The sequence below is a fragment of the Stenotrophomonas sp. KH_052 genome (assembly GCF_057838755.1).
In genome coordinates this window covers 763,194-782,292 of the sequence record NZ_CM174475.1, presented here as the reverse complement: position 1 = coordinate 782,292, position 19,099 = coordinate 763,194, and the positions used below count along the sequence as shown (strand labels likewise).

The following is a 19,099-nucleotide window of genomic DNA, read 5'->3' as shown; positions in this document are numbered from 1 at the left end:
CCGATGCGCCCCGAGCTCGCTCTGGTACCGGGCGAGCCCGCCGGGATCGGCCCGGAGCTGTGCGTCCGCCTTGTCCAGCAGCCGCGTGAAGATTGCCGGCTGCTGGCCTTCGCCGACCCGGACACCCTGCGCGCGGCCGCGGCCGCGCTGAACCTGCCACTGCAGCTGCTGCCCGAGGACGCCGAAGCGCGTGTCCCTGGTGACCTGCGCGTGCGTGCCGTCCCCAACGCCGTACCCAGCCATTTCGGCCACGCCGATCCGGCCAATGCCGGCGCGGTCATCGGCGCCCTGCTCTGTGCCGGCCAGGCCTGTCTGTCCGGCGAACTGCACGGGGTGGTCACCGGCCCGGTGCACAAGGCGGTCATCAACGAGGGCGGCATCGCCTACAGCGGCACCACCGAACTGCTGGCCGACCAGGCCGGGGTAAAGGTGGTGATGATGCTGGCCAACCACATCGTGCGCGTGGCGTTGGCCACCACCCACCTGCCGCTGCGCGACGTCGCCGATGCGATCACCGCTCCCGGCCTGGAGCACACCCTGCGTACCGTGCATGCCGCGCTGCGCCGCGAGTTCGGCCTGGCTGCGCCTCGCATCGCCGTGCTCGGCCTGAACCCGCATGCCGGCGAAGACGGCCATCTGGGCCGCGAGGAGCTGGACCTGGTCATCCCCCTGCTGCAGCGCCTGCGCGCAGAGGGCATGGATCTGGTCGGGCCGCTTCCGGCCGACACCGCCTTCCTGCCCGCCAAGCTGGCCGGCTTCGACACCGTGCTGGCGATGTACCACGACCAGGGCCTGCCGGTGCTGAAGTACTCAGGCTTCGAGCAGGCGGTGAACCTGACCCTGGGCCTGCCCTATCCGCGCGTGGCCGTGGACCATGGCACCGCGCTGGATCTTGCCGGCCGCGGCATCGCCGATCCCTCCAGCCTGCAGGCGGCAACGACGCTGTGTGCGCAGCTTGCGCGGCAACGTACACTGAGCGCATGAATTCCCCGCATTCCCCCTCCGGCCCGGTGTTCACCGCACCGGCCAAGAAGCAGCTTGGCCAGCATTTCCTGGCCGACCGCCACTACATCGACAAGATCGTGATGGCAGTCAACCCGAAAGACGGTGACCGCCTGGTCGAGATCGGCCCGGGCCAGGGTGCGATCACCCTGCCGCTGCTGCGCGTGCACCCGAAGTTGACGGTGATCGAGTTCGACCGCGACCTGATCGCGCCGCTGACCGCGGCCGCCGAACCGTTGGGCGAGCTGACCATCGTCCACCGCGATGTGCTGCGCGTGGACTTCACCGAACTGGCCGACGGCCAGCCGATCCGCCTGGTCGGCAACCTGCCCTACAACATCTCCTCGCCCATCCTGTTCCATGCGCTGGAACATGCCGCGGTGATCCGCGACATGCACTTCATGCTGCAGAAGGAAGTGGTCGACCGCATGGCCGCCGGCCCCGGCAGCAAGGTGTTCGGCCGTCTCAGCGTGATGCTGCAGGCGTACTGCGAGGTGACCTCGCTGTTCGTGGTGCCGCCGGGCGCGTTCCGGCCGCCGCCGAAGGTCGATTCGGCCGTGGTGCGACTGGTACCGCGCGACCCGGCCACGATCAACATCCGCGATCACAAGCGCTTTGCCGAAGTGGTCAAGGCCGCTTTCGGCCAGCGCCGCAAGACGCTGCGCAATGCCCTGAACAACGTGGTGTCCGCCGAGCAGTTCGCTGCCGCCGGCGTGCGTCCCGATGCCCGTGCCGAACAGCTGGACGTGGCCGAATTCATCGCTTTGGCCAATGCCTCCTGATTACACTGCCGGTATGGAAGACGCTGACGTTTATGCCATCTCCGTCGAAGTCGCCCCGCGCTTCCTCGACGATCAATCCGCGCCGGAAGACGGCCGATATGCGTTCGCCTATACGATCCGCATCCACAACCAGGGGCAGGTCGCCGCGCGCCTGATCGCACGCCATTGGCGCATCACCGATGCCAACGGCCGTGTCGAGCACGTCGATGGCGATGGCGTGATCGGCGAGCAGCCACGCCTGCGCCCCGGTGAAGACTTCCGTTACACCTCCGGTGTCATGCTGGGGACCGATCACGGGACCATGCAGGGGCACTACGACATGGTTGCCGACGATGGCACCGAATTCGCTGCGGCGGTCGCACCTTTCGTGCTGGCCATCCCGCGCACCCTGCACTGACACGGAGGCCGAACGATGAGTGTGTGGGCGATCGGCGACCTGCAGGGCTGCTATGACGTCACCCAGCGATTGCTGGAGAAGATCCGCTTCGACCCCGCGCAGGACACCCTGTGGTTCTGTGGCGACCTGGTCAACCGCGGCGGCCAGTCGCTGGAAACGCTGCGGCTGGTGCACTCGCTGCGCGAGCACAGCGTGGTGGTGCTGGGCAACCACGACCTTTCGCTGCTGGCCGTGGGTGCGCGCACCGAAGAGGAACAGCGCAAGGTCAATCCGGACCTGCTGCGCATCGTGCAGGCCGAGGATCGCGACGAACTGCTGGACTGGCTGCGCCTGCAGAAGCTGGTGCATGTGGACCGCGAGCTGGGCTGGATGATGGTGCACGCCGGCCTGGCGCCGAAGTGGACCACGCAGATGGCCGAGCGGCATGCCGCTGAAGTCGAAGTGCAGCTGCACGGCGCCGGCTACCGCAAGCTGTTCCGCAACATGTACGGCGACAAGCCGAGCTGGGCACCGAACCTGTCCGGCTACGACCGTTCGCGCGCGATCATCAACGTGCTCACCCGCATGCGCTACTGCACCCCGCGTGGGCGCATCGGCATCGAGGACAAGGGCACGCCGGGCACGCAGGAACAGGGGCTGTACCCCTGGTTCGAAGTGCCGGGCCGGGTCGAGCGTGACCTCAAGGTGGTCTGCGGCCACTGGTCGGCGCTGGGCCTGACCATCACCCAGGGCGTGCACGCCATCGACACCGGCGCGGTCTGGGGCGGCAAGCTCACCGCGATCCAGCTCGATACCGAAGAACTGCGCGTGGTGCAGGTGCCAGGCCGCGATGTACCGGCACCCGTGCCCAACGCCCGCCCGCCAGCGCGCCCGGCGCACGAGCGCCCGGCTGCACCGGCGCAGGGCAAGGAACAGGGCGGAGGCAATGCTCCGGCCGCCAACCCGGGCAACCGCGGCCCGCGTCGTCGCCGCCGTCGTGGTGGCGCTGGCGGCAACGGTGGTGGTGGCAACAACAACGGCGCACCACCGCAGGCATGACACGACAGGGCTGGGCACCATGGACGGTGCTGCTGCTGACGCTGGCTCTGGCCAGCGGCTGCCAGCCCGGCTCGCCGCCTGCTCCAACGGCTGCGGACAGCGCTGAACGCGCACCGACGCAAGCGCAGGCCGCCTCACCGCCGCTGGTGGCTGCGGCACGCGCGCAGATCGGCGTCACCACCCGCTACGACCCCGCTTACCAGGTGCTGGCCTATCCCGGCGGCGACGTGCCACTGGATCGCGGCGTATGCACTGACGTGGTGGTGCGCGCTCTGCGCAGCCAGGGCCTGGACCTGCAGGCCCGCGTGCACGAAGACATGCGCGGCAACTTCAGCGCCTACCCGTCGATCTGGGGCCTGTCACGGCCGGACCGCAACATCGATCATCGTCGCGTCCCGAACCTGATGCGCTGGTTCGAGCGACAGCGCTGGCAGCAGCCGATCAGCACCGCCGCCGCCGACTACGCAGCCGGCGACATCGTCGCCTGGAAGCTCAACGGCAACGGCCTGCTGCATGTGGGCATCGTCTCCGACCGGCGCTTGGCCGATGGCACGCCGCTGGTGCTGCACAACATCGCGCGCGGCACGCGGGAAGAGAACCTGTTGTTCCAGCACACGATCATCGGGCATTACCGGATGCCGTAGGCAATCCTGTAGAGCCGAGCCATGCTCGGCTACGGGAGGTGTCCGCGGAAAGCAGCCGAGCATGGCTCGGCTCTACAGATGCGCGGCGGTCAGCGGCGCACGTAGTGCACGAAGCGGAACGCGTAGGCGTGGCGTTCATCGGCCGGGTGCGGCTCGCTGCTCACTTCCTGCCAGTCATCCGCGTCCACCTCGGGGAAATGCGTGTCGGCGGGGACTTCTGCATCGACCCAGGTCAGGTACAGGTCACTGGCCTGGTCCAGCAGTTGGTGGAAGATCTCGCCGCCGCCGATGATGCACAGTTCGCTGGCGCCCTCGCCTTCGGCAATCGCCTTCGCCTCGTCCAGCGACGCCACTGCACGCATGCCCTCGAACGGCACCTGGCCGCTGCGGGTCAGCACCAGGTTGGTCCGCCCCGGCAGCACGCGGCCGATCGACTCGGCGGTCTTGCGCCCCATCAGGATCGGCTTGCCCAGGGTGAGCGCCTTGAAATGCTTGAAATCATCCGGCAGGTGCCAGGGCATGGCATTGCCCTGGCCGATGCCACGATTGCGGTCCAGCGCCACGATCATCGACAGCTTCACTGCTACCACCTCCTCAGCTGGCATCTATCTGCAGGCGTTCGCAGGCAGCGTTCGCGGCACTGGCGGCCTGCAATGCCGCAGCCAGCGCAGGGCTGGACGTGGTCTGCTCATCCAGGCCAGCGAGGATCTTCTGCTTCTGCGCCTCTTCGATCTCCTTCAGGCCCGGTCCCGACAGGATCTCTGCCGACAGCGCAGCGATATCGTCACTGGCGCCGCGCGCCAGGAACGCCTTCAGCTGGTCGTTGGAATAGACGGTGGCCAGCCCCTGTTCAAGCTCACGCTGATACGCCGGGTTCTCGACGCCCGCCTTCAAGTGCTCGGTCATCGCCGTGTACATGCCGGTCACCGCCTCACGCATCTGTGCCCGGCAGCCTTCCGGCACATCCTGGGGCATCATCGTGCTGCCGTTGAATGCCCCGGCGAACGCCTGCACTTCCTCGCGCATGTGCTTGTGCACGATCTGCTCATTGACCTGCCTGGCCAGCGACAGCGTATCCGACGGTGCGGCCTGGGCCATGCCCGGAGGCAGCGCGGCACACAGCGCCAACAGGCAGCGGGAAAGCATGCGCGCGCTCATACCGCCACCGGCGCCTTGATCGCCGGATGCGGATCGTAGCCGTCGATGCGGATGTCGTCGAACTGGAAGCCGAACAGGTCGGTCACCTCTGGGTTCAACCACAGCTTCGGCAGCGCGCGCGGCTCACGCGACAGCTGCTCGTGGGCCTGCTCGAAGTGGTTCGAATACAGGTGCGCATCGCCCAGCGTGTGCACGAAATCACCCACGCCCAGGCCGGTGGCCTGCGCCACCATGTGGGTCAGCAGCGCGTAGCTGGCGATGTTGAACGGCACACCGAGGAAAATGTCGCCGCTGCGCTGGTACAGCTGGCAGCTGAGCTTGCCGTCCACCACGTAGAACTGGAACAGGTTGTGGCACGGCATCAGCGCCATCTGCGAGAGCTCGCCCACGTTCCAGGCGCTGACCACCAGCCGCCGCGAATCGGGGTTGCGCTTGATCTCGTCCACCAGCCACTGCATCTGGTCGATCTCACCGCCATCGGCAGTGGCCCAGCTGCGCCACTGCTTGCCGTAGACCGGGCCGAGGTCGCCGTTGTCGTCGGCCCACTCGTCCCAGATCCGCACCTGGTTGTCCTTCAGGTAGCCGATGTTGGTGTCGCCCTTCAGGAACCACAACAGCTCGTGGATGATCGAGCGCAGGTGCAGCTTCTTGGTGGTGACCAGCGGGAAGCCGTCGGCCAGGTTGAAACGCATCTGCCAGCCGAACACGCTGCGGGTGCCGGTACCGGTGCGGTCGCTCTTCTCGGCACCGTGTTCCAGCACGTGCGAGAGCAGGTCCAGGTAAGCCTTCATGCCTTGCCCTCGGCAGCCACCGGCAGCTGCGGCTGCAGTACCGGCGCGCGGCGCGACATCACCAGCAGCACCAGGCCGAAGGCGATCAGCGGCAGGCTGAGGATCTGGCCACGGGTCAGCCAGTCGAAGGCCACGTAGACGCCGTTGTCGGGCATGCGCACGAACTCCACCGCGAAGCGGAACAGGCCGTACATCAGCGCGAACAGGCCACCCACCAGGTAGCGGTGGCGTGGCTTGGCCGATACCGCCCACAGCACCACGAACATCACCAGGCCTTCCAGCAACGCTTCATACAGCTGCGAGGGATGGCGTGCGAACTGGTTCAACGCACCGGTGGCGAACTGCGCCTGCAGCGTTGCGTGGTCAAGCTGGTTCAGCGGCGCCGGCAGGCCGGACGGGAACACCACGCCCCAGCTGCCGTCGGTGTACTTGCCCCACAGCTCGGCACCAATGAAATTGCCGATACGGCCGAAGCCCAGGCCCAGCGGCACCAGCGGCGCCATGAAATCCATGGTGTCGAAGAAATGCAGCTTGTGCTTGCGCGACCACCACCAGCAGGCGGCAATCACGCCCAACAGGCCGCCGTGGAAACTCATGCCGCCATCCCACACCTTGAACAGCAGCAGCGGGTTGTGCAGGAAATCGCCCAGCGCGTAGAACAGCATGTAGCCGATGCGCCCGCCCAGCACCACGCCTAGCATGGCGTAGAACAGCAGGTCGGAGAAGCCGTTGGCATCGACGCCCGGCAGGCGCCCATCGGCGATGCGCTTGCGGCCCAGCAGCCAGGCTGCGGTGAAGCCGAGCAGGTACATGATGCCGTACCAGTGCACCTTGATCGGCCCCAGCGAGAGGGCGATGGGGTCGATGTCGTGGAAATAGATCATGGAAGGTGCCTTGCGGTTGAACGCCTATTCTCGGGCCAGTGCCGCCCCGGCTCAACCAAGGAGCTGGGGCGAGTTCGGCAACGCGTCATCGTTCGACCGCGTCGAGGCTGGAAAGTGCCCTTCGATCAGGCTGGAGACCTCGTCGATGGCATCCTGCAGCGCTTCCACCGGATTGGAACCACGCAGGCCCTCGCGCAGGTGGGTACAGACCCGCTGCCACTGCGCCGGGCTGACCCGGCCGTGCAGGCCGCGGTCGGCGACGATCTCGATCGCGTGATCGGCCAGCAGCAGGTAGATCAGCACGCCGTTGTTGTGGGCCGTGTCCCAGGTACGCAGGCGGGCGAAGGCGTGTTCGGCGGCTTGGCGCGGGGTCACTTTGTGCCACAACGCGGCCCACGGCAGGTCGGCTTCGACCGCGAACATCACCTGGCCACCGTGGCGTTGCTCACCGGCCGCGATGGCCTCGGTGATCGCCTGCAGCGTGGCCGGCGGGAACGCACGCCGCACCGACGGCGAAAATACATGGCGACACAGACGTTGGATCATCACCAGCCCCCCGAAGCACCGCCGCCGCCGGAACGGCCACCGCCGCCGCCCCAGCCGCCGCCACCACCAAATCCACCGCCCCCGCCGAAGCCCCCTCCGCCGCCCCAGCTGCCACCGCCCCATCCTCCACCACCGGCAAAGCGCCCGGGATGGCCGGACAGCATGGCGACGATCAGGCCGACGATGCCCGCCAGGCCACTGGCCAACAGGGTGGAGGTGAACAGGAACGCCGCCAGTGCGGCACCAGCACCGCCGAGCAGGCCACGCAACGGTCGCGGCACGCGCGAGAACACGCCGCGCAGGATGCTGCCGGCGAATACACCGATGAACAGGGCCAGGAACCAGGTATCGCCGCCACCGTCGGGCTCGCGGCCCCGCTGGCCGCTGACCGGCGCCGGCAGTGCCTCGCCATCGACGATCTTCACCAGTACCGCGGTGGCATCGGTGATGCCACCGGCGTAGTCGCCGGCTCGGAAGCGCGGCACCAGGTATTCCTGGATGACCCGGTTGGCGATGGCATCGGGAATGGCGCCCTCCAGGCCGTAGCCCGGTTCGATGCGCACGCGCCGGTCGTCCTTCGCCACCACCAGCAGCACACCGTCATCCACGCCCTTGCGGCCGATCTGCCATTGGTCGAAGACCCGCGTGGTGTACTGCGCGATGTCCTCAGGCTGGGTGCTGGGCACCACCAGCACCTGCAGCTGGCTACCCTTGCGCTGCTGCAGGTCCAGTGCCTGCTGCACCAGCGCCTGCTTCTGCGCGGCATCCAGCGTTCCGGTGGTATCGACCACCGGCGAGTCCAGCGCCGGAATCGGCGCCAGCTGCTGGGCCTGCGACGCCAACGGCAGCCACAGCAGCAGGGCCAGCAGCGCAGTGGCCAGGCGCATGGGTCAATGGCCCGGCTGCGGAGCCGGCTGCTGCTGCGGCGCGCTGCCGAAATCCACCGCCGGCGCATTGGAGATCTGCGCTTCGTTGTCCACGGTGAAGTTCGGCTTGGTCTTGTAGCCGAAGATCTTGGCGGTGATCACCTGCGGGAACGAGCGGATGTAGGTGTTGTAGTCCTGCACCTGCTGGATGTAGCGACCGCGGGCGACGGTGATGCGGTTCTCGGTACCTTCCAGCTGCGCCTGCAGATCGCGGAAGTTCTGGTCGGACTTGAGCACCGGATAATTCTCGGTGACCACCAGCAGCCGCGACAACGCACTGCCGAGTTCGCCCTGGGCCTGCTGGAACTGCTTGAGCGAGGTTTCGTCGTCGGCGTTGACGTTGATCTGGCCGACCCGCGAGCGGGCGTTGGTGACTTCGGTCAGCACGCGCTCTTCCTGGCTGGCAAAGCCTTTCACGGTCTGCACCAGGTTGGGTACCAGGTCGGCACGGCGCTTGTACTGGTTGAGCACTTCGGACCAGCTGGCCTTGACCGCTTCATCCTTCTGCTGGATGGCGTTGTAGCCACAGCCGGAGAGCAGTGAAGCCAGCAGCATCAAGGGCAGGACGCGGGTGAACAGGCGCATGGCGAAGGTTCCGGGTGGGCTTGGCGCCGAGCATGCCATGGTTCGGGTGAAAGACCGGCCATCGGGCGCCGCCCCCTCCGCGGTGGCCATGCTCATGGATCGCCTGAATAGTCCGGGCGGGTGGGCATGGCGGGGGACGCCGTGAATCCGTCCCTGGAGGCTTGGCCGCGGCATCCATGCCGCGGACACCCCCGCCACGCCCACCCGCCCGGCCTCATACGGTTTCCTGCGCACCGCGGGAAGATCAAAAGAAAAAAATAAAAGCAAAAGCCGGTTCTTCAGGCATTCGTGTCGACCAAGGTCGACACCTACCAAAGCAGAACGCCTTTCCGACCGATCGCGGCAATCTGTCGGAGGTGGGGCGGTGTGGGTTGGCAGGACCGTTGGCGCCATGGATGGCGCCATCGAGCCCCCATGGATGGGTTCACGGCGTGTCCTGCCAACCCACACCACCCCGCCCAACCCTCAGAAAACCAGCGCCGGCTTTTGCCGTTGACGTTGATTGCAGCGGGTGCAGGGCTGCAAGCCCTGCCGGAATCCAACACTCCTCAGCAGGCCTCAGCCACCGCAGCGCGCGGACGCCCCAGCCATGCCAGCAGCAACCCTGAGGCCGCCAGCAGGCCACCGGCCACCGGAATCGCGGCGTAGCCCAGGCCCGAACTGATCACCGCACCACCCAGTGCTGCACCGAGCGCATTGCCGAGATTGAACGCACCGACGTTGATCGACGACGCCAGGCCTGGCGCCTCGCTGGCCGCCTGCATCACCCGGATCTGCAGCGGCGGCACGATCGCGAAAGTCGCGGCACCGAACAGCAGTACACCCAGCGCCGCCGTGGCGTGGCTCATGAAGGCCAGCGGCAGCACGAACATCAGCACGGCCAGGACCGCCAGCAGGATGCGGGTGGCACCATCCAGCGACCAGTCGGCCATGCGGCCACCAATGCCGTTGCCGAAGGTGAAACCGATGCCGATCAGGGCCAGTGACATCGCAATGAAGGCGTTGGACGCGCCGGTCAGCTCGGTCAGCACCGGCGCCACGTAGGTGTAGAGGGTGAACATCGCGCCGGCGCCGAGCACTGTGGTGGCCATGGCCAGCAGCACCTGCGGCTGCAGGATCGCCTTCAGTTCGCGGCGCACGTCCGGACGCGCATCGGGCGCGGATGCCGGCAGGGCCAGGCCCAGCGCGGTGATCGCGACCAGGCCCAGCACCGCCGTGCCGGCGAAGGACAGGCGCCAGCCCAGCTGCTGCCCCACCCAGGTGGCCAGCGGCACACCGCCGATGTTGGCGATGGTGAGGCCCATGAACATGGTCGCCACGGCGGCCGCCTGCTTTTCCTTCGGTACCAGGCTGGCGGCGACCACCGCACCGATGCCGAAGAAGGCACCGTGATTGAGGCTGGTGACCAGGCGCGACAACAGCAGCAGGCCGTAGTTCGGGGCCAGTGCCGACAGCAGGTTGCCGACCACGAAGATCGACATCAGCAGCATCAGCGCAGTGCGCTTGCCGAAGCGTCCCATCAGCAGGGTCATCACAGGTGCACCCAGCATGACGCCCACGGCGTAGGCCGTGATCAACATGCCGGCGGTGGGGATGTTCACGCCTACGCCGTCGGCAATGACCGGCAGCAGGCCCATCGGCGCGAATTCGGTAGTGCCGATGGCGAAAGCGCCAACAGCGAGGGCCAACAAGGCGGCTCTGGAGTTCATGGGGTCATCCTGCGTGGGGGCAGGTCCTGGGAAAGAGCGCGTAGCCTGCGCGCTTTACCGGCCCGGATTAAGCCTCGCCCCGGGAAAACACTGTTGATCTCAATTCACAGCTGGCGGGAACCTCCCCGCCGGGCATGGCGCGGCGCTACCAGACCACGCCACGAACGGTAGCGCCGGGCCATGCCCGGCGGGCGCAGCGGCCCCGAAACGAAGAACCCCCGGCAGGGCCGGGGGTTCGGGGTGACACGCTTGCCTGTGAGCCGCTTACCAGTCGCCGGCGCCCGGCACGTGGTGTTCGCGCGCGCGGCGGCGCATCAGCAGGTTCAGCCACTCCACCAGCACCGAGAAGCCCATCGCCGCGTAGATGTAGGGCTTGGGCACGTGCACGTCCAGGCCATCCAGGATCAGCACCGCACCGATCAGCAGGATGAAGGCCAGGGCCAGCATCTTCACGGTCGGGTTGGCATCGATGAAGCGGCCCAGCGGGTTGGCGGCCAGCAGCATCACCGCCACCGACAGCAGGATCGCGGCGACCATCACCGGCACGTGGTCGGCGATGCCGACGGCAGTGATCACCGAGTCCAGCGAGAACACGATGTCGATGATCGCGATCTGCGCGATCACGTAGCCGAACACGGCCGAGGTCTTGGTCGTGCTCGGGTCCTCATCCTCGCCACCGGTGATCATTTCCTTGATCTCCATCCAGCCCTTGATGATCAGGAACAGGCCACCGACGATCAGCACCAGGTCGCGGATGGAAATGCCCATGCCGGCCACGGTGAACAGGTTCGCCTGCATGTGCGCCAGGTACGCCAGGGACACCAGCAGGCCGATACGGGTAATGCAGGCCACGGCGATGCCGAGCCGGCGTGCGAACGGGCGGCGGTGCTCGGGCAGCTTGCTGACCGCGATGGAAATGAACACCAGGTTGTCGATGCCGAGCACGATTTCCAGCGCGCTAAGGGTGAACAGGGTCAACCAGACGTTCGGATCGGCGAGAAACTCAAGGGACATGGGAAGTCTTCAACAAGGGGGAGGAAGAAGGATCAGCCGGCGCTGGCCGGGAACAGGCGCGGCACCAGTACCAGGCCCCAGCACAGCAGCACGTTCATCATCAGCATGAACACCGCCGCCGAGCCCATGTCCTTGGCGCGGCCGGCCAGCTCATGGATCTCGCTGCCGTAGCGCTCGATCACCGCCTCGATGGCCGAGTTGGCCAGTTCCATCGCCAGCACCAGCAGCATCGAGCCGATCAGCAGCGCGCGTTCGACCGGGGTCTGGCCCAGCCAGACCGCGAGCGGGGTCAGCAGCACCAGCAGGTAGACCTCCAGCCGGAACGAGGACTCGTGCAGCCAGGCGGCGCGCAGGCCCTGCCAGGACCAGCGGGCGGCCTGGAAGATGCGGCGCGGGCCGCGGGGCAGATGGCCGAACTGATCAGCCACGGGTGGAACATCCAGCAACAGGGGCGCGGCGCAGCGACCGCTCAGACGCACGGCAGGGAATCATGGGTGCACAGGGATAGGCAGATGGGGGCCATTTTGCCACAAGGCCGCCAGCCGCATCCCGGCACCGGCCCGGTGAATGGACTGCCAGGGGCAAGCCCCGGCCCGGCCCAGCTTCTATGATGGCTTTCCCCTTCCCTGCTGGAGCGCCTGATGTCCCGTCGCCGTACCTGCCTGCTGATGCTGGGCCTGCTGACCGCCGCCCCCCTGGCTCAGGCGCTGAGCCCGGCCAAGCCGCCGCGCGTGCCCGAGCAGGTCTCCAACGTGGCCTGGGCCGGCGACATGGCCCACTTTGCCAGCGCCGACCAGGCCAGCCCGCCGCCACGGGGCGGCATCGAGTTCATCGGCAGCTCCTCGATCCGCATGTGGGAAGGCCTGGCAGCCGACTTCCCCGGCCAGCCGGTGTTCAACCGTGGTTTCGGCGGTTCGGAAGTGCGCGACAGCACCTGGTATGCCGGCCAGATCGTGGTGCCGTATGCACCGTGCAAGGTGTTCTTCTACGCCGGTGACAACGACCTCAACAGCGGCCGCAGCGCCGTGCAGGTGCGCGACGATGTGGTTGCCTTCGTGCAGCGCGTGCATCGCGACCTGCCGAAGACGAAGGTGGAGTACCTGTCGATCAAGCCAAGCCCGTCGCGCGCGCACCTGCTGCCGGCGATCAACGAGGCCAACACGCTGATCAAGGCGGCCCTGGCCAAGCTGCCCAACACCGGCTTCACCGACGTCTACACGCCGATGCTCGGCACCGACGGCCAGCCGGATGCGACGCTGTTCCGCGAGGACATGCTGCACATGACCCCGGCCGGCTATGCGATCTGGACCAGGGCGCTGGCGCCGAAGGTCAACTGCAACTGAGCCATTGCCGACGCCGGGCATGGCCCGGCGCTACCGTCGCCCATCCACGCATGGCGTGGATCTACCGGGATCGGGCGTGGGGTCAGAGCCCGTTGCGTGGCAACGGGATCCGACCCCGGCCAAGCACCGGGGTAGCGCCGGGCCATGCCCGGCGTGGCGTCAGCGGAAAATCACCGTGGCTTCGGTGCCCTTGCCCGGCTCACTGGCCAGGCTGACCTTCCAGCCGAAGCGATCACACAGCCGACGCACGATCGACAGGCCCAGGCCGGTACCCTGCGGGCGGCTCGGCTCGGCGCGGTAGAACGGCTCGAACGCGCGCGACAGCGCCTCGGCGGACATGCCGATGCCGGTGTCGCGCACCACCACCCGGTCGTTGTGCACGTGCACGTCGATGCGCCCTTCGTCGGTATAGCTGCAGGCGTTGCGCACCAGATTGCTGACCACCACCTGCAGCACCCGTGGCGGCGCATGCAGCTGCACCGGACCATCGCTGTGCAGGTGCACCGATACCGGACGCGTACCCAGCAGCTCGTTGGCGTTGTCCACCTCGTAGCGGACGATGTCGTTGACGTCGAACAGCTCGATCTGCGGCTCGACATCGGCCTCGCGGGCCAGGATCAGGAACGCATCGATCACTGCCTCCATGTCACGCCCGGCGCGCTGGATACGCTGGAGGCTGCGGCGCAGGCGCGGCTGCAGGCTGTCATCGCCCAGCGCCATGTCGCTGGCCACGCGGATCACGGTCAGCGGTGTGCGCAGCTCATGGCTGGCATCGCGGGTGAAGTTGCGCTCACGGGCCACGTGCGCGCTGACCCGGTTGGCCAGTGAATGCAGTGCGGCGGCCAGCTGCCGGGTCTCGCCCTGCATGTCCGCCGGCAGCTTGTTCGGCTCCAGGTCGGCCGCCTCGGGATGGCCCGGGTCCCAGCGCGAGACACGGCGCGCCAGCCAGTTCACCGGCGACACCAGCCGCTTGGAGGCGCGATAGGTCACCCAGCTGGCGCCATACACCGCCAGCAGGGTCAGCAGCACCGGCACGATGCCGAACCAGAACGCCAGCATTTCCGCGCGCGAACGCAGGAACACCAGGTACAGGCGGCCGGCCGGGCGCACATCGACCAGTACCAGCTGGTCGTCCTTGCGCAGTTCGTGGAAGCCCGGCTCCAGATTGCGCAGGTTGGCCGGCAACGACAACGCCGACTGCCCGCTTTCCAGCAGGTAGCCACGGATGTTCTGGGTGTTGGGTGGCGGCTGCACCGGCGAGGCCTCGTGCAGGGTCCAGAAGTACGCCGCTTCTTCGCGCAGGGCGGCGCCGACCAGGCTGTGCTTGATCACCAGCGATACCAGCCAGGCACCGAGCAGGATGCCCAGGCTGGCCAGCACTGCCTGCAGGATGAAAGCGATACGGATCTTGCGCGGCAGGCCGTGCGGCATTGCGGGGTCCCGGTCGGAGCGCTGCGATTATAGGCAGCGCACCGCGCCGTAGTCGTGCATGGGCGCTGACCGGCGGTACCGCCTGCCGGTCATGCCCTGCCCTGGTGCGTGGCCGTTGCCCGGCCGGGCTTGCTGCTGCACCGGCGATGGCCCTGCTCAGGCCATCGGCTGGGCGATATCGGCAATGCGGTAACCGGCGCTCTGTACGGTGTGCAGCAGCGGGCGGTCGAACGGCTTGTCGATGATCTTGCGCAGGTTGTACAGATGGCTGCGCAGGGTGTCCGAATCCGGCAGCCCGTTGCCCCAGATCTCGCGCTCGATCTCCTGGCGGGTGACCACGCGCGGCGATTCGCGCATCAGGATGGTCAGCAGGCGCAGGCCGATCGGCGACAGCTGCAGCTCGGTGCCGGCACGGGTGGCACGCATGCTGACCGGATCGAGCACCAGGTCGGCGACCTTGAGCACTTCCGAACCGACCTGACGGCGTTCGCGACGGATCAGCGCGCGCAGGCGTGCTTCCAGCTCCTGGATCGCGAACGGCTTGGTCAGATAGTCATCGGCGCCGAAACCGAGCCCGGTGAGCTTGTCATCCAGCGTGTCGCGTGCCGTGAGCATCAGCACCGGGGTGGACTTGCGCGCATCGTTGCGCAGGCGACGGCACACTTCGATGCCATCCAGGCGCGGCAACATCAAGTCGAGCACCACGACGTCATAGCTGTTCTCCGCCGCAAGGCGGTAGCCATCCAGGCCGTCCTGTGCATAGTCGACTTCGAAGCCGCGACCTTCCAGGTATTCCCCGATCATCTCGGAGATGTTGCGGTTGTCTTCGACCACCAGCACCAAGCCGGAGGTCTCCTTCGTCTGACGCATGTGATTCCCTCTAACTTCAGCTTTGTGAAACATGCCGGATCGACGGTGGACGCGATGTGAAGTTCCGTCAAGAGGGATGTAAATCGTTCAGAGCAGGGGCCGCAGCAATGGCCAGACGTTGTCCAGCACCTTCGGCTGCGCCTGCGCGGTCGGGTGCAGGCCATCAGCCTGCATCAGCCCGGGCTGCAGTGCCACACCTTCCAGCAGGAACGGCAGCAGCGGCACCTTGTACTGCGTGGCCAGTGCCTTGTAGGCCGCCGCCAGCCGCTGGCGATAACCCGCCCCATAGTTGGGTGGTACATCGATGCCCAGCAGCAGCACCTTGGCACCAGCCTTCTGGCTGGCCTGCACCATCTTTTCCAGGTTGCCCTGCACCTGCGCCGGGGTCAGCCCGCGCAGTGCGTCATTGCCGCCGAGGGCAATCACCACCACAGTCGGTTTCTCCTTGGCCAGCAGGCCCGGCAGGCGGGTCAGAGCGCCGGCGGTGGTCTCACCGCTCATGCTGGCATTGACGATGCGCGCCGGGGTTTTCGACTGCTGCCTGACCCGCTGCTGCAGCAGGCTGACCCAGCCGGCGTCGGCAGGGATATTGTGGGCAGCACTGAGGCTGTCGCCGAGCACCAGCACCGTGCCGACCGGACCTTTGGCAGAGGCCAGCCCGGGCAGCAGCAGTAACCCCAGCAACAGCACCATCATCGCGCCGGCTCGCCGGCTCCATCCCGTCTTGCGCATTGGAGTCTCCTCATCGACAGCCTGTCCCCCCGCAGCGCGCCCGTCGCCATCGCCGTCGAACAGGTCGGCAAATCCGTGCAGGGCCCGGAGGGTGAAGTCCACATACTGGACAACATCACCCTGACCGTCCATGAAGGCACCAGCGTGGCCATCGTCGGCGCGTCCGGTTCCGGCAAGACCACCCTGCTCGGCCTGCTGGCCGGGCTTGACCTGCCCAGCCGCGGCAGCATCGCGCTGGCCGGCCAGGATCTGGCGGCGCTGGACGAGGAAGCCCGCGCCCAGCTGCGCGCACGCGAGGTCGGCTTCGTGTTCCAGAGCTTCCACCTGCTGCCGGCGCTGACCGCCGCCGAGAACGTCGCGTTGCCGCTGGAGCTGGCCGGGCGCGAGGACCGCGCACGCGTCGACGAGGTACTGGCGCAGGTCGGCCTGGGCCATCGTGCCCGCCACTACCCACGCCAGTTGTCGGGCGGCGAGCAGCAGCGCGTGGCGCTGGCACGTGCCTTCGTCACCCGCCCGCGCATCCTGTTCGCCGACGAACCGACCGGTTCGCTGGACCACGCCACCGGCCAGCACATCAGCGACCTGCTGTTCGAACTCAACGCCGGCAGCGGCACCACCCTGGTGCTGGTCACTCACGACCTGCGCCTGGCCCAGCGTTGCCAGTACATCCACCGCATCGACGACGGCCGCCTGCTGCCGGTCGAGCGTGGGGCGCAGGCATGAACCTGCTGCGGCACGCGTGGCGCGCGCTGCGCCGCGAGGCGCTGGCCGGCGACCTGCTGACAGTGTTCGCCGCGCTGGTGCTGGGCGTGGCGGTGATGACCGCGGTCGGCACGCTGGTGAACCGGGTCAACCTGGCACTGACCGGCAGCGCAGCGGAAATGCTTGGCGGCGACCTCGGCATCGCCGGGCGCGATGACCCGCCGCAGGCGTTCGCCGACGAGGCGCAGCGGCGCGGACTGTCCTACACCCGTATCGCCAGCTTCGGCAGCGTGCTGTTCAACGGTGATGCCAGCCAGATGGCCAGCATCAAAGCGGTGCAGGCGGGCTATCCGCTGCGTGGCACGCTGCGGGTGCGGGCCACGCCCGGGGGCGCCCTGATCGACAACGCCGGCATGCCGGCCAAGGGCCAGGCCTATGCCGACCCGCGCCTGCTGCAGGGGCTGGGACTGAAAGCAGGCGACGACCTTGAATTCGGCGCTGGCACGCTGCGCATCGCCGGCATCATCGAGGCCGAGCCGGATACCGGCGGCGACCTGCTTACGCTTTCCCCCACCCTGCTGGTCAACCGCGCCGATGTGGAAGGCACCGGCCTGCTCGGTCCGGGCAGCCGCATCAACTACCGGCTGATGTTCGCCGGGCCGGCCGACCAGGTTGCTGCGCTGCGCCAGTGGCTGCTGCCGCAGATCAAGGGCCTGCGCCTGCTGAGCATGGACGACACCCAGCGTGGCGTGCGCCAGGCCTTCGACCTGGCCGGGCGCTTCCTCGGCCTCAGCGCGCTGCTGGCGGTATTGCTGGCCGGTGTTGCCACGGCGCTGGCGGCGAACCGCTTCGCCCTGCGCCGCATCGACCAGGTGGCGATCCTGCGCTGCCTGGGCGCGCGCCAGCGCGACATCCTGTCCGGCCTGGCACTGCAGCTGCTGATGCTGGCGGTGCCGGCCTGCGCACTCGGCATCGGCCTGGGCATGGCTGCGCAGGAGGGCCTGGTGCAGGTGCTGGGCAGCCTGGTGCCGCAGCGCCTGCCGCTGCCCGAGGCAATGCCTGCGCTGACCGGCGCCGGCATCGGGCTGTTGCTGCTGTTCGGCTTCGGCCTGCCGCCGCTGCTGCGCCTGCGCGGGGTGCCGCCGATGCGGGTGCTCAACCGTTCCTTCGCCGCCCTGCCGCCGGCTTCGCTGCTGGCCTACGTGGCGGCGTTGGCGGCCAGTCTGCTGCTGGCGGTGCAGGTCACCGGTGATCTCAAGCTGGCGTTGTGGGTGCTGGGCGGCCTGGCCGCGCTGGCGGTGGCGGCCGGCGTGGTCGGCTTCGTGCTGCTGCAGCTGCTGCGCGGCCTGCAGCACCGTCTGCATGGCAACTGGCGACTGGGCCTGGCGGCGCTGACCCGGCGCCGGATGCTGGCGGTGATGCAGCTGGTGGGGCTGTCGCTGTCGCTGTGCGCGCTGTTGCTGCTGGCGGTGACCGGTCCCGGCCTGCTGCAGCAGTGGCGCGAGCGACTGCCCGCGGATACGCCGAACTACTTCCTGATCAACATCCAGCCCGAGCAGCGCGACAACGTGCTGGCCGCGCTGCGTGGACTGGGCGCCAACGACGCCAGCATCGAACCGATGGCCACCGGCCGCCTGATCGCGATCAACGGCAAGCCGCCGCTGCGCGTGGACCGCTCGCCGGAACAGAGCGGGCAGCCGGCGTCCGGCGAAGGCCAGCGCGATGACGATGACGAAAACCGGCCGTTGAACTTCAGCTGGCGCAGCAGCTTCCCGCCAGCCAACACGCTGGTCAACGGTACGTTCTGGAAGGCAGACAGCACCGCCGCCGAAGCCTCGGTCGAAATCGGCTGGGCCAAGCGCTACGGCGTGTATCCGGGCGACCGCATCACCATTGCGGTGGGCGAGCAGGAGCGCGAGTTCACTGTCACCAGCGTGCGCAAGGCGGACTGGAACACCTTCCGTCCGAACTTCTTCGTGCTGCTGAACCCGAACGCGGTGGGCGATACGCCACACAACCTGCTGTCGGCATTCCATCTACCGGCCGGCAAGGCCGCCGGACTGGGCGAGCTGGTACGCGCGCAGCCGAACCTGTCGCTGCTGGACGTGGACGCGGTGATCTCGCAGGTGCGCGATGTGATGGAACGGGTGGCGCAGGCGGTGCAGCTGGTGATGGTGTTCAGTCTGCTGGCCGGCGTGCTGGTGCTGCTGGCCGCGCTGCAGGCCACGGCGGGCGAACGACGTTACGACAGCGCCGTGCTGCGCACGCTGGGCGCGACCCGGCGCCAGCTGCGTGGCGCGGTACTGGTGGAATTCGGTGCGCTGGGCACGCTGGCCGCGTTGCTGGCGGTGGGCGCGGCCGCTGCGATCGGTGTGGCGGTCTCGCAGAAGGTGTTCGAGCTGCCGTTGCTGCCGCCGTGGCCGGGCCTGCTGATCGGCGGCGTGGTCGGCATCGGCTTGAGCCTGCTGGCAGGCTGGTGGGGCACGCGCGCGATCCTGCATACGCCACCGGCACTGGCCCTGCGCGAAGCCTGACGCGATCGTGA

21 protein-coding genes are annotated in these 19,099 nt (G+C 68.0%); 8 read left to right on the top strand and 13 right to left on the bottom strand.

The window, feature by feature from the left end; translation table 11 throughout:
• Positions 1 to 3 precede the first annotated feature (3 nt).
• The 5 genes from pdxA to AC3ITW_RS03435 are packed head-to-tail and all read left to right on the top strand — an operon-like array spanning position 4 to position 3,863.
• Complete coding sequence (pdxA, locus tag AC3ITW_RS03455) at positions 4 to 984, top strand: 4-hydroxythreonine-4-phosphate dehydrogenase PdxA (protein ID WP_489390065.1); 981 nt, start codon at positions 4 to 6, stop codon at positions 982 to 984.
• Positions 981 to 1,784 carry a 16S rRNA (adenine(1518)-N(6)/adenine(1519)-N(6))-dimethyltransferase RsmA gene (gene rsmA / locus AC3ITW_RS03450; RefSeq protein WP_012510102.1) on the top strand — a complete coding sequence of 268 codons (804 nt, stop codon included), beginning with the start codon at positions 981 to 983 and terminating at the stop codon, positions 1,782 to 1,784. Before pdxA ends, rsmA begins: the two co-directional genes overlap by 4 nt.
• Positions 1,785 to 1,797: 13 nt before the next feature.
• Positions 1,798 to 2,181: a Co2+/Mg2+ efflux protein ApaG gene (apaG, locus tag AC3ITW_RS03445; protein WP_032968744.1), complete on the top strand. Its 384-nt coding sequence runs from the start codon at positions 1,798 to 1,800 to the stop codon at positions 2,179 to 2,181.
• A gap of 15 nt (positions 2,182 to 2,196) precedes the next feature.
• Positions 2,197 to 3,219, top strand: a complete 1,023-nt coding sequence (locus tag AC3ITW_RS03440) for a symmetrical bis(5'-nucleosyl)-tetraphosphatase (protein ID WP_448122583.1) — start codon at positions 2,197 to 2,199, stop codon at positions 3,217 to 3,219.
• Positions 3,216 to 3,863 (top strand): DUF1287 domain-containing protein, encoded by a 648-nt coding sequence (locus tag AC3ITW_RS03435; protein WP_100434069.1) that lies wholly within the window; start codon positions 3,216 to 3,218, stop codon positions 3,861 to 3,863. Before AC3ITW_RS03440 ends, AC3ITW_RS03435 begins: the two co-directional genes overlap by 4 nt.
• An 89-nt stretch (positions 3,864 to 3,952) precedes the next feature.
• Here the strand turns inward: AC3ITW_RS03435 and AC3ITW_RS03430 are convergent, their stop codons facing one another.
• The 10 genes from AC3ITW_RS03430 to AC3ITW_RS03385 form a co-directional block, all read right to left on the bottom strand.
• The gene (locus tag AC3ITW_RS03430; RefSeq protein ID WP_012510098.1) at positions 3,953 to 4,444 is read right to left on the bottom strand and encodes a dihydrofolate reductase; all 492 of its coding nucleotides are present in this window, start codon (positions 4,442 to 4,444) and stop codon (positions 3,953 to 3,955) included.
• Positions 4,445 to 4,457: 13 nt separating this feature from the next.
• Positions 4,458 to 5,009, bottom strand: coding sequence for a hypothetical protein (locus AC3ITW_RS03425; protein WP_153675019.1), 552 nt, complete (start codon positions 5,007 to 5,009; stop codon positions 4,458 to 4,460).
• A gap of 8 nt (positions 5,010 to 5,017) precedes the next feature.
• A complete protein-coding gene (locus AC3ITW_RS03420; RefSeq protein WP_100434068.1) occupies positions 5,018 to 5,812 on the bottom strand; it encodes a thymidylate synthase in 795 nt (264 codons plus the stop codon).
• Positions 5,809 to 6,696, bottom strand: coding sequence for a prolipoprotein diacylglyceryl transferase (gene lgt / locus AC3ITW_RS03415; protein WP_004144483.1), 888 nt, complete (start codon positions 6,694 to 6,696; stop codon positions 5,809 to 5,811). The genes AC3ITW_RS03420 and lgt overlap by 4 nt, the downstream gene beginning before the upstream one ends.
• Positions 6,697 to 6,747: 51 nt before the next feature.
• On the bottom strand, positions 6,748 to 7,242 hold the full coding sequence (locus AC3ITW_RS03410; RefSeq protein WP_004144481.1) for a TPM domain-containing protein: 495 nt from the start codon (positions 7,240 to 7,242) through the stop codon (positions 6,748 to 6,750).
• Complete coding sequence (locus AC3ITW_RS03405; RefSeq protein WP_004144473.1) at positions 7,242 to 8,129, bottom strand: TPM domain-containing protein; 888 nt, start codon at positions 8,127 to 8,129, stop codon at positions 7,242 to 7,244. The genes AC3ITW_RS03410 and AC3ITW_RS03405 overlap by 1 nt, the downstream gene beginning before the upstream one ends.
• 3 nt (positions 8,130 to 8,132) lie before the next feature.
• A complete protein-coding gene (locus AC3ITW_RS03400; protein WP_489390064.1) occupies positions 8,133 to 8,753 on the bottom strand; it encodes a LemA family protein in 621 nt (206 codons plus the stop codon).
• A gap of 548 nt (positions 8,754 to 9,301) precedes the next feature.
• Positions 9,302 to 10,462 carry an MFS transporter gene (locus tag AC3ITW_RS03395; RefSeq protein WP_489390063.1) on the bottom strand — a complete coding sequence of 387 codons (1,161 nt, stop codon included), beginning with the start codon at positions 10,460 to 10,462 and terminating at the stop codon, positions 9,302 to 9,304.
• A gap of 264 nt (positions 10,463 to 10,726) precedes the next feature.
• The gene (locus AC3ITW_RS03390) at positions 10,727 to 11,476 is read right to left on the bottom strand and encodes a TerC family protein (RefSeq protein WP_012510092.1); all 750 of its coding nucleotides are present in this window, start codon (positions 11,474 to 11,476) and stop codon (positions 10,727 to 10,729) included.
• A 32-nt stretch (positions 11,477 to 11,508) separates the two neighbouring features.
• Positions 11,509 to 11,904 carry a diacylglycerol kinase gene (locus tag AC3ITW_RS03385; RefSeq protein WP_100434064.1) on the bottom strand — a complete coding sequence of 132 codons (396 nt, stop codon included), beginning with the start codon at positions 11,902 to 11,904 and terminating at the stop codon, positions 11,509 to 11,511.
• A 213-nt stretch (positions 11,905 to 12,117) separates the two neighbouring features.
• On the opposite strand from AC3ITW_RS03385, the gene AC3ITW_RS03380 reads away from it, so the two are divergent.
• Positions 12,118 to 12,819: an SGNH/GDSL hydrolase family protein gene (locus AC3ITW_RS03380; protein ID WP_100434063.1), complete on the top strand. Its 702-nt coding sequence runs from the start codon at positions 12,118 to 12,120 to the stop codon at positions 12,817 to 12,819.
• Positions 12,820 to 12,978: 159 nt separating this feature from the next.
• Here AC3ITW_RS03380 and AC3ITW_RS03375 read toward each other — a convergent pair whose 3' ends face one another.
• From AC3ITW_RS03375 to AC3ITW_RS03365, 3 genes are all read right to left on the bottom strand, one after another.
• Positions 12,979 to 14,250, bottom strand: a complete 1,272-nt coding sequence (locus tag AC3ITW_RS03375) for a sensor histidine kinase (protein ID WP_012510089.1) — start codon at positions 14,248 to 14,250, stop codon at positions 12,979 to 12,981.
• Positions 14,251 to 14,406: 156 nt separating this feature from the next.
• Positions 14,407 to 15,120, bottom strand: a complete 714-nt coding sequence (locus AC3ITW_RS03370; protein WP_002811889.1) for a response regulator transcription factor — start codon at positions 15,118 to 15,120, stop codon at positions 14,407 to 14,409.
• Between the two features lie 87 nt (positions 15,121 to 15,207).
• On the bottom strand, positions 15,208 to 15,852 hold the full coding sequence (locus tag AC3ITW_RS03365) for an arylesterase (RefSeq protein WP_065722802.1): 645 nt from the start codon (positions 15,850 to 15,852) through the stop codon (positions 15,208 to 15,210).
• Positions 15,853 to 15,927: 75 nt separating this feature from the next.
• Between AC3ITW_RS03365 and AC3ITW_RS03360 the strand changes: the two genes are divergently transcribed.
• Positions 15,928 to 16,575 carry an ABC transporter ATP-binding protein gene (locus AC3ITW_RS03360; protein ID WP_012510087.1) on the top strand — a complete coding sequence of 216 codons (648 nt, stop codon included), beginning with the start codon at positions 15,928 to 15,930 and terminating at the stop codon, positions 16,573 to 16,575.
• A complete protein-coding gene (locus tag AC3ITW_RS03355; protein ID WP_100434062.1) occupies positions 16,572 to 19,088 on the top strand; it encodes an ABC transporter permease in 2,517 nt (838 codons plus the stop codon). The genes AC3ITW_RS03360 and AC3ITW_RS03355 overlap by 4 nt, the downstream gene beginning before the upstream one ends.
• Positions 19,089 to 19,099: the final 11 nt, after the last annotated feature.